General features: G+C 61.4%; 1 protein-coding gene (only partly in view). It reads left to right on the top strand.

Annotation, left to right across the window (positions count from 1 at the left end):
- Window positions 1-12,215, top strand: partial view of an LEPR-XLL domain-containing protein gene (locus PCJ21_RS06025; protein ID WP_269930469.1) — the final stretch only. It extends 16,219 nt beyond the left edge of the window; the window shows 12,215 of its 28,434 coding nt (coding positions 16,220-28,434); the start codon falls outside the window, past its left edge; its stop codon occupies window positions 12,213-12,215.

Raw genomic sequence — 12,215 nt, 5'->3', positions numbered from 1 at the left:
TCGCCAACGGACGCGTCGTCCTGCAGGAGTTCCGTACGCCTGGCGGCTCGATCACCATCACCGGCAAGCTGATGAACACCGGCAACGGCAAGATCAAGGCGCTTGGTGGCTACGTCAATGTGACGGTCAACAATTCGACCAACTATGACGTCGTCGTTCAGCGCATCGATGTGACCGATCGCGGGCTTGGGACCATCATCCTCAACGACAAGGCCAAGGCGGTCATTCAAAACGGCGTCGCGGTCGAGGGCAGCTATACGCAGACCTGGTACCAGACCAAGCCCAATGGCAGCGTCGACGTGCGCGTCACGCAGTTCGTGCCGCAGATGGTGCCGCCGACGGGAACGAATACCAGCGGCGCGCCGAAGTTCAACCGGACGATGGTGCCGGTAGGCGGCAGCATCGGCAATCCGACCAACACCGCTGGAGCGTTCGACTACCTGTCGTCGTACCAGGTCAAGGAGGGGTGGCGCTATGGCTGGTCGGTGGCCAGCACCCAACGAGACCGCATCACCGACACATACGGGACCTCGGCGTGGATCGGCATCGATGCCCTGGCGGCCGATCCCAGCGCGCTTCACAGCAGCGTCAAAGAGTTGCTGACACAGCCGACTCTGGTGCCCGGCAGCGACTATTTCTTCGAAAGCAATGTGAGCGCCCAGTACGACTTCAAGACCATCACGACGATCCTGGACTCCAGCAAGGTGCCAGGCAACAAGTGGACGACCAGCACCTGGTACGGCAAGAAGACGTACTGGCAAGAATACATCACCGAGATCAGCTCGCGCACGGTTGCCACCCACTCGATCGAGGCCGACCGGCCTGTGGGAATCGAGTTCCTTGGCTACACCGAGGCAACGGTCAAGGTTCTGTCGACTGGCGCCGGCAAGGTGCTGATCGAGGGCGGCATCCTTAACGATACGGGCCTGACCCAGATCGTCTCGCAGACGGTCATCGAAGCCACCAACGAAAATTCGGTGGTGCAGGGCGTGCGCATCGATCTCGATGCCGACGACGGCATCGGCGCCGGCGTCTTTGCCATGCAGATCGACCTCGTCGATCAGTATCCGGAGGGCTACAAGGGTGTAAACCAGCCGACCACGGCCTATGCCTACCTCAACGCCACGTCCTCGAGAGGCGACATTCGCATCAACGAGAAATCGGGCGACATGTCGATCAATACGGTCGCGGCGGCGCAAGGCGACGTCTTCTTGTCCGCCCATGCGGGTATCGTTGTCGCCGACCAACTCGGTGGCAGCTATCTCCCGGGCCTGGTCAAGGGTGGCAGCATCACGCTGATCGCCGACCACTATGTCGGCGCCGCGGGCACGCTGCCCTCGGGTGCCCTGGGTGGCATCGGCAACAGCACGGCGAGGACACTGCAGCTCAACTCCGGCGTGGCCGACGGCGATCGCGTCAATATCACCGCGCAAGGCAATGTATTCGTTTCGGAAATTGACGGCGACATGCGCGTCGAGCGCATCACCACCGCCGGCAATGTCTACATCAAGGTCGTCGCAGGCTCGCTGCTTGATGCTGACAATGTCAGGGTCAAGGACGAACGCGCCTACGAGGAGCTGAAGAACGGCGTCTGGAGCGACCTCCAGCTGACGACGGGTACGGGCGCGCAGGACAAGATCAACGCCGTCCTGTCCAGCTATGAAACCGGCATCCGTCAGGAATACAACACGTATTGGCGCTTCAAGGGCCAGTACGATGGTACGACGGTAAAACTCACCGACGCCGAAAGGGCTGCATATCAGGCACAATATGGCAGCGATGCCGACGCGGCGATCCAGACGGCCGAGGCGAGCCGTACCGCGCAGTATCTCCTGCTCAAGGACAAGTATGAGGGCTTCGGCGATGTCTGGCGTTCGGATATCGATGCGGCCTACGCACTCTACTGGCAGTATCGCAGCACGCAGGCGAATCCGTCCGTCTACAATACCGCTCACGAAGTGCCGGTCTCGCAGAGCGAGCGCGATGTGATCCGCGAACGCTTGCGAGTGCAAGGCATCGAGGCGCTGAGCGCCACAGCCAGGGCTTTGTACACGACAGAGGGCACGGCGTTGCTCCGGGACGAGGGGGCAAATTCTGCCGGCGCCGCAGGGCTGTCAGGTCCGGAACTGGAGACCTATCTGGCGTATTACGTCGCTGCTCGTCTCGAAGACTATGTAGCTCCTCGCATCGGCGACTATGTCGACGACAATCTGCAAGACTACATCGATGACGGCCAGGCGGCCGAGGAAGCTGCGCTGTCCGCCGCCAAGAGCGCCGACTATCACGATCTGAACAAGATGTTTGGTCGCCTCAACGAGACGGCTCAGGACACCAACCTGGTCAACGGGCAGAAGTTCCTGTTTGCGATAGGTGCAACGGCCGCCGACCTGATCTCGACGGTCAAGGTGTGGACCGAAGACGAACTGCTTCATGCGTTCAGCGCAGGGTTGACCAAATCGGTGAGCGACACCGAGGTCGTGATCGAGCAAAGCAACATCACGGCGAAGAACATCACGATCGAAACGTCCAAGTCGGTTGGCAGTGTCGAGGGCGAAGTTGTCATCGATCTCGGCGATGGCAGCCTGCAGAAGCCACTGTCCGATGACGAACGGGTGGCGCTGGCCGCGGCAGAGCGCCGGGATGTCATCTTCATTTCCGGCTACGAAACAGGCCGTGGCGATGCGACGAAATTCCTGTCGGGGGTAAATGTCGCCTTCGCCAACGAAGGAGGGCGTGGCACCCTGACGCTTGCCAGCGGCAACTGGCCGTCCCTGTTCAAGGCAGGCGACCTGATCTACGTCGAAGGCAGCGCAGCCAACGGCACCGGTGGCTATCTCAAGATCGACAAGGTTGTCGGCAACAAGATCACGTTGATCGAAGGCCACTCGGTCGTCGCCGAAAGCGCGACCGGGCTCAAGGTCGGGGTCGCCCAGTTCGCCAGTGCGTTTGTCGATCTGGCCCAGGTCAATTTCGGCAACGTCGGAAACAACGGCACGATCCAGCTGGTGAGTGGCAACTGGCCGGCCGGCATGTTCAAGGCGGGCGACCTGATCTATGTCGGCGGCACCAGCCAGAACAGCACCGAAGACAGCGTCTATTACAAGATCAAGTCGGTGTCCGGAGGCACAATCACGCTTGAAGATGGCCAGACGCTGACTGTCGAACTTGGCAGCACCGTCAACATCGGCGCGGTGCTCGATGACCCGATGGACACGCAGGCGCGCCTGACCAAGGTGCTGATCAACCGTCGTGAGGATATCGATGTCACGCTGACCGGCATGCTGGCGGTCAAGGCCGGTGAGGCTGTCTATCTCGGTTCCGACGGCAGCATAGAACTGGGCAATATCGTTGCCGGCGTCGGCGGTGCGACGGGTGACACGATCCGCATCAAGGTCGATGGCAACATCACCAACGGTCTTGCGGCGGGCGGAGGTGTCAATCTCGACGGTCGCGACATCCTGCTCGAGGCCGGAAAGGGCCACATCGGCGAAGCTGGCAAGGCAATCACCGTGACGATGCGCGGCGAGGGCGGGCTGATCGCGCGCGCCCAGGACGACGTGCGCATCACGGCGCCGACTTCAGATCTACGCCTGGAATCCGTCTATTCGCGCAGCGGCGATGCCATTCTTACGTCGACGCTCGGCTCCATCCTCGATGCAATAGCAGGTTCTGACGCCACCAAGGTCGAGGCGCGGCATGTCCTGCTAACTGCCGGGGGCACGATCGGCACCGACACCAATGCTCTGGAGATCGACGTCACCGGGACGGTCAACAACACGACGAGCGGACACCTCAACGACGGCACGATCACTGCCGCCGCCGCCGGGTCGATCTATTTGACCGAAACCCATGGCAACATGAACGTGCGTGGCATCAAGTCGACGAACGGCGACGTCAGCCTGACGGCTGTCGCCGGATCCATCGTCGATGCCGAACTGCCGACAAGCTTCCAAACGGATGGCACGCCGATCCGCACAAAGGCCGATGTCATTGGCAGGCATGTGACGCTGCGCGCGTTCATCGACGTCGGGGCAATCGGCGACGAACTGGAGATCGACAGCTCCTTCGCCGCTGCCGGTTCGGTTAGCGCCTACACCGACAGGGGCAGTGTCTACCTGATCGAATCGGCCGGGAACATGATCCTGCGCGAGGTTAAGACCGGCCTGCTCAACGCTGCTGCTTTCGAGGACGCGGTTGCCTTCCTCACCGTCTTGAACGGCAGCATGCTCAATGGCCGCACCGATGCGTTGGCCAACGTGGTTTCTCGTCGGGCCTACCTGTTTGCCAGCACCGACATCGGTACCAGCGGCAAGCGGGTGGTAACCCAGGTCGGCAACCTCGAATCCTGGTCGCGCGACAACAATACGTGGATCCACAATCTGGGCGCGTTGGTCGTGGGTGGCGTCCGCAGCGACATTTCCGGCGTCACTGCCGGCGGCAGCGCCTTCATCATGGCTTCGAGCCCGATCACGATTACCGAGAAGAGCCTAGTGCAGGATGCCGAGCTGGAATTCTTGGCCGTGGACAAGGCCGGAGACGGCGACGACATCATCGTGGCGGCTGGCGTCACGCTTACGGCGACCGAAGGCGAGGTGCGTCTGCTTGCCGGGGACGACGTGCTGGTCAGCGCAACGGCGACGATCATCGCCAAGACCAAGATCGTCATCACCGGCGACTATCAGGCCCCTGGCAACGCCGATCCCGACGCGGGAACAGGCTCGAAAATCGAGCTGTACGGCACGTTCCAGGCACCCGTGATCGAGGTCAATGGCGGTCTCGACAGGGACGAGATCCTGCTCGACGTGGTGGCATTGCGCGGCAACACCTTCGTTCGCGGCGGTGCAAGCAACGACAAGATCGTCATCGACAGGCTGCCGACGATGAACACCTACAATGGTGTGGCGGTGACAGGTGCCTTCGCGAAGGATGCCAACGGGCGCGACCTGCGCGACGAGCTGACCATCGATGGCCAGGGCGGCACCGACGCCGTGATCGTCAATATCGAGGGCACCTCGGACTATGTCATGAACGTGCGCGACAGCGGCGCAAGCAATGACGGTGTCGACACGCTGACCATCGAAGGAACCGCTGCCGCCGACAGCTTCCTGTTCCGCAAGAACTTCATCGCCAACATGCGGCCACTGGCCGGTGGCGGGTATTCTTCGGCGGTTGAACGCATCAACTACAACGCCAGTATCAACGGGCGCGTCGTGGTCAACGGCAATGCCGGTAATGACAGTTTCTACTTCGACGACAACGCCGCAATCCTGACGGTCGATGGCGGGCTGGGTGACGACTTCTTCCAGGTCGGCCAGGTGTTCGGCAGTTCGCGTGACCAGAAGGTCGGGGCCGACGGCAAGCTCGATCCAAGCGGCAGCTATGCGATTACCCCGGTGGAGGATCGTTTTGAGACGATCGTAACGACCCTCGGCTATCTGTCGAAGGGCATTACGCTGCCGGCCGTGCTTTATGGTGGTGACGGCAACGACAAGTTCAGCGTCTACTCCAACCATGCCGATCTCAGGCTGGAAGGCGAGGACGGAAACGACGAATTCGTAATCCGTGCATTCGCCTTGGCCGAGGGCGTCAACGTCAAGCTGAACGGCGGCGCCGGAGACGACATCATCCAGTACAATGTCAATGCGCCAGTCAGCATCGACGGTGGGGCGGGCTTCGACAGGGTCGTGGTGCTCGGCACCGAACTGGCCGATGTTTTCGTCATCACCAAGGATGGTATCTACGGCGCGGGGCTGACAGTCCGCGTCGCCAATGCCGAGGCGATCGATGTCGATGGGCTCGAGGGCGACGATACCTTCTACGTGCTTTCGACGGCGAGCGATGTGGTCACGACCATCATCGGCGGCCTGGGCAGTGACACGTTCAACGTCGCCGGCGACGTCACCAAGACGGTGGTTTCGGACGACGGCAACGGCGGCAGCGGTGTCGTCAGCCACACCGTTTCCAGCACCGATCCGCGCTACAATGGCCTGTTCGTGCGGGGGCTCGACCTGACCGCAAAGGGCGACACGAGCGCTGCCGTGGACATCGCCGACGGACTGAAGGTGCGCGAGGGCGACATCAACTCGTTCGATACCTACAAGCTGACCCTGCCTATGGCGCCGATTGCCGGCACCATTGCCTATGTGACGGTTTCGGCGGCGCAGGCTTCGGCCGCTTTGCGCGGCAAGAACGGCAAGACGATCCTCGTTTCGCTCGACGGCATCAACTACGCAGAATCGCTCACCGTAGCCTTCGATGGCAGCAACTGGGCTGCCGGCAAGGTGATCTATGTGAAGGCAGCCGATGACCTGGCCGAAGAGGGACAGGCGGTGGTTGCGATAAGCCATTCGGTCATCCACGTGGATGCCGCGGGCAATCCGCTGTCGCCAACGGCGCCGGGCCGCTTCGACGGCTACCAGATTCCCAATGTGCTGGTCACTGTCATCGATGACGACAAGGCGGACGTTCTCATCACCGAAAGCGGCGGTTCGACCGGGGTGCGCGAGGGCGATGCGGCCGGCGACAGCTACACCGTGGCACTGACCAAGCCGCCGGCAGCAGGCGAGGTCGTTACAGTCAGGCTGACCAGCGGCAATCAGCTCAACCTGTCCGTCACCGAGATCAAGTTCGGTTTGGTGGCCGGCAACGGGGTCTTCGCCTGGAACGATGCGCAAATTGTCACGGTTACCTCGACCGCAGACGGGGTTGCCGAAAATCGCCTTGTCCAATCGATCCAGCATAGCGTCGAAACGACGCCAGGAGGTGTCTACGCCAACGCGGAAAGCCAGGCCGTTGATGTCGACGTTGTCGACGCCGAGACGCCCGGAGTCGAGATCATCGAAACCGACGGCAGCACCACTGTCTCACAGGCTGGCGAGAGCGATACCTACCAGATCGTCCTGACAGCGAAGCCGACAGCGCCGGTCCGGATCTACATCAACATCGACGGGCAGGCGCGCGTAGACCTGGCGGCGAATCCAAGAGTTCAGCAGGACGGCTCGGGCAAGTTCTACGTTGATTTTACGGATGCCGACTGGAACCTGCCTGTGACGGTCACGCTTGTCTTCGATGGGACCGTGCAAGCGCCGCCAAGTGGCATCCGCGTGTTCTCGCAGCAGCCGCACGAACTCAACCGCATCGCCGGACCGCTGCATATCATCGGCGGCGTCGGCGCTACCGACCGCTCGCTCACCGTAGCCGTTGCCCTGCCGACGGAGGTCAATCATCCGGTTGTCGCGAACCCCGGCCAGAGTGGCTTGGGCGATGTCGATCAACTCGTGGTGTTCAGCGACACGGCACAAGCACCGCTGTCAGGCGTACTCACTGCGAATACGATCACGGGGCTTGGCATGCCGACTACCCCTTTGATGGTCGACTACAATGACGGCAAGCCGCCGGTGCCGGTGGCTCGAGGCATCACCTACACAGACGTCGGTGTCGTCGAGGTCCTGCTGGGCGTGGCCAACGACAATTTCGTCATCCAAAGCACGGCAGCGAACACTTTGACGGTGGTTCATGGCGGTGGCGGCGACGACACGCTGACGGTGGTCGACAGCACCGGCCCCGTCGTATTGTTTGGCGACACGTCGGCAGATGGCAAGCGCTACAGCGCGACGCCATCGGTCCCCAACGGCACGGCCTACCTGTTCCTCAACACCGGTAACGACACGATCAATGCGTCGGGCGCCAAGGGCGTCGTGGTCATCGACGGCGGCGCCGGCAAGGATGTGCTGACGGGCGGAAAGGGCACCAGCTTCATCGCCGGCGGCGCCGGCGACGACACGATCAATGGCGGTACGGGGAAGAACTGGATCATTGGCGACTCGTCCTTCAACGTCGGCTATCTCACTCGTACCGTCATCATCGACGACGATGGCATCAATGCCCAGGGCGTTGCCGAAGCTGCCGGTGCCGACAAGATCACCAGTGGGGACGTCGACGACCTGATCATCGGCGATCATGGCATCATTGCGCAAATGCCCACGGTCGCGAACTCACCGCTGGTGCTCGACGTTGGCACGCTGGACATGATGCGGGACCGAACGGTTGTGATGGTCGCGACCAGCAACCCATCCAACGGCGGAGACGACGACATCAATGCCGGTTCGGGCAAGAACATAATATTCGGCGGTAGTGGCGCAGACACGCTGACTGCGGGCAATGGCGATAGCGTCATCCTCGGTGACAACGGCTTTGCCTTGTTCGACGACACAGGCAAACGGCTGCGCGTCGAAACGATGGACCATGGTTATGGCGGTGCCGACACGATCACGGTGTTGAGCGGCAACCATGTGCTGATGGGCGGTTCATTCGGCGACAAGATCAATGCCGGTGGTGGCAATCACGTCATCCTGGGCGACAACGGCAAAGCCATATATCTTGCCGGCGGCCTGGCATCGGCTCGCAGTGCCTGGGATTCAAATGACGGCATCGATGACATAACTGCCGGCGACGGCAGCCACGTTGTCTTTGGCGGCGGTGGCGGGGACAAGATCGCCATCGGCACGGGCAGCAGCGTGGTGTTCGGCGACAGCGCCTATGCCGAGTTCGATAATACGCTGCCGACGCTGGCCTATTCGATCGATACCGACAAGGGCGGATCGGACACCATCACAACCGGCAATGGCGACCAGATCGTCGTTGGCGGCGCGATGGGCGACACCATTACCACCGGCGGCGGTGCCGATATCATCTTCGGCGACAACGCCCGGCTTGAATTCGAGATCGTTACCATAGCATCGATACGACTGGCCGACCTGCAGCGCGGCCTGACGATCGATCCGACACGAGGCGGAAGTGACGTCATCACCGCCGGTGCGGGCAATGACATCGTCATTGCGGGCACCGCGAACGACTTGGTTTACGGGCTGGCCGGCGACGACATCCTCTTCGGCGACCACGGCCTCTTCAATGCCAAGGCGCCGCCGAGCCAGTGGGTCCTGTCGATCTATACGGGTGCCGGCCATGGCGGCACCTGGGACACGATCCATGGCGGGGATGGAAACGACATCATGGTCGGCCAGCAAGGCACTGATAACCTGCACGGCGAAGGCGGCGACGATGACATCATCGGCGGCCACAACGTAGTCGGTGGAGCCGACGGGGGGGATGGCATCTCCGGGGGCGACGGCGATGATGTCATCCTGGGCGACAACGGAATCATAGCGCGAGGCCTTGCCGGAGGCACCAGTTGGAAAAACGCTGTCTGGCAGCGCAATCCTGTCGTTCCCAACACAGCGCCTTCATTGTTGCGAGAAGTTGTGTTGTTCGACCTGATCGACAATGTCGGGGGCGCTGACTCTATCTGGGGCAAGGCAGGTGACGACCGCATTTTCGGCCAGCGCGGCGACGACAAGTTGTACGGTGATGCGGGCATCGACGAGATCGTCGGTGGGCTTGGTGCGGACACCATTGATGGTGGTGCTGGCAACGACATTCTCCTTGGCGACGCCGGCCAGATCCTGCGCGCCTTCAACGCCGACGGCAGCGCCGTGCTCAATAGCGATGGCAGTTGGCATCGCGACGTCGTGCTGGAGGAGGTAGCGACAATCACCGGCATGGTGGCGCTCAGTTCGAACAAGACGATCACCCGCAACGGTCTGGCGGCACAGCTGTTGTCTCCTGACGTCATGCTGCTTGGCGGTGTCACCGGTGCCAACGGTGCGAACGTGCTGTCGGGGTCGGGTACATGGAACACCCAGGCGGTCGGGCTCGACCTTGAGGTTGCCTACAACGACTACATCGTCGGAAATGACGGCAATGACGTCATCTTCGGGCAGCGTGGCAATGATACGCTGGCGGGTGGAAACGGCGACGATACGATCTTCGGCGACCGTGCGTCCAACATCAGCGGCTTCAACACCGACCTGCCGAAGATCGTCAATGCGTTCCGCATCATCGGTGCGGTTCAAGGAATCAATGTCACGATTCCGTTTGGTGGCGAGTTGATCGTGCCGGCTGCAAATCTGCTGCCATCAGAGCTGACGGCAACAATGCCACAGATCGAAATTTATCCGACTGCGGCGGGTTTCCTTGGCGAATTTTCCGCCAAGAACCAGATAGTCATGCCCGGAAATCAGCGTGTTTCGGTGTTCGCTTCCTTGATTGGCGACGTGACGCGGATTGGCGATCTTGCCTACGGCAGCGACACCATCTTCGGAGGCGAAGGCAGGGATACCATCTTCGGCGACGACGGCAGGATCACGGCCATCGCCGAAACCGGTCTTTCGGTCATCGACAAGGAGATTGCCGGCCTTTCGGTGTCGCTCAGGGACATGCTGATAGATTTCTCATCGCTGGGCTTCGCCCAGAATGCCCTGAATGCTCAGCCGGGCGCCGCGGTAATCAACGTCGCAATCGGGAATGATCTCATCTACGGAGACGGCGGCGACGACACGATCTTTGGCGATACCGGTACCCTTATCGTTCCGGCGAGCCAGATGGTCCTGATGGCCGCCAACTCAACAGCTGCCGCCCTCAAGCTCCACAACTGGCTTATGGACTTCCAGACAGTTGTAGCCGACGCCGCCTATTCGGCGCACGCCGCAGGCGAAAAGGTCGTGCTCGATTTCGGGACCAAGACCAATCCGGGTGGAGCAACATATGTCGCGGGCCAGAAAGTTCTGCGCACAGCTACCCATCGCCTTGTGCTGGGTAACGATACGATCGGTGCGGGCAGCGGATCCGATCTGGTGGTGGGTGACCACGGCCTGGTCAACATACCGCTGGTCACGTCGGCAACGGCTGCCAAGCCTGCAAGCCTGACCGCGGCCGAGCTTGCAGCCATCAATGCTGCGCTTGCAACGCAGGATCAGAGCCGCACCTCGGGCCTTTTGGCGCACATCGCGCGTGATCATGCAATCGACGCTACGGTCAACAAGGCTGGAGACTGGCTGTTTGGCAACGGATTGGGCTATGGCCTGAGCATCGGCAATGACCAAATCTACGGCAATCAGGATGGCGACGTGCTGATTGGCGACGTCGGACTGATCGAGCAACCGATGATGGGTATCGGCCATACATCGGCCAGTCAGGCAAGCATCGCTGACGGCTTGCAGGATGCGTTCTTCAGGGTCATCGACCGGCTCTATCTGGGCAACATCGGTGGCGCGTCCGCCAGGGCTGAAGCGTGGGGTGTTCAGTCCAGGCTCGCCGCAGCCGGGACAAAGGACTGGTCGAGCAACGGTTCGGTCAACGCCTGGCTCCTCGACAGCGGCGATCCACGCCAGTCGCAGCGTCCCGCGCTTGATTTCATTGTGCTCAACAGTGATCAAATTTACGGCGGCAAGGGAAATGATATCGTGTTCGGCGACATGGCAGCGATCTTGCCGGTCGTCGATCCCACCGGCCAGGCGGGCATGATAGAAAAGATGCGCGTATTGCCGGTCGGAGAGACTGGCGCCACGCTGACGGCAACGCTGCGCTACGTCTACAACTTCGGCATGCATGGCTTCCTGCATGGTCCTGCATCGAGCGACGTCACGCGGGTTTCGCTGTTCAAGGTGGACGCGGACCGGCTTTCTGGCGAGCTTGGCGACGATATCCTCTACGGCTTGCTGGGCGACGACTATATCGAAGGCCTTGCAGGCAACGACCAGCTTTCGGGTGGCGCCGGCTACGACACGGTCAATGGCGGCCTGGGCATCAACCTTCATGGTTTTGATCGCTTGCGTGACAAGTTGGAAGCGGGTGGCGGGCAGGATATCGTCCGGCAGACGCTCGATGCCTCGTCCAGCAGCATGGTACTTGGCAGGTCGTGGATAAGTCCTTTGACTGGAGGCATTGGCGTGCATGTCGCCAACGCTGTCGGGGCGCTCAATCCGAGCGCCACGAATATCGTCAGGGTGGGGGCAACTCCTGCGCCCGCAGCGGGCATGTCGACGACATCGCGCAATGTCAGTTCCATTACCCAGCAGTTGGTCTGGGCTTCGAAGGTGGATCGCAATTTTGTGAAAGGGGCCGACCCGGCTTCCCTGACGCATCAGGATGTGCCGCGTTCGGCGCCGGCTGGCCTTTCGCCGCTTCAGGCGCTGGCCTTTGATACACGATCGCCGAAGGACATTATCGCTGGAATCCGCAGCGGAAATATCGTGCTGCGGGTCGGCGAACAGGAAGAGGTCGACCCCTTGTTCGATCTTGACGTGCTGCTGTTCGACAACAAGACGAACAGCTTCGTCGCAGGGCGGGGCACCGACGATGACATCGCGTTCTATTGA

It is taken from the genome of Aminobacter sp. HY435, assembly GCF_027568395.1.
Taxonomy (GTDB): Bacteria; Pseudomonadota; Alphaproteobacteria; order Rhizobiales; family Rhizobiaceae; genus Aminobacter.
Note: the sequence above shows the minus strand (reverse complement) of the source record. Positions and strands in the feature narration are given on the sequence as shown.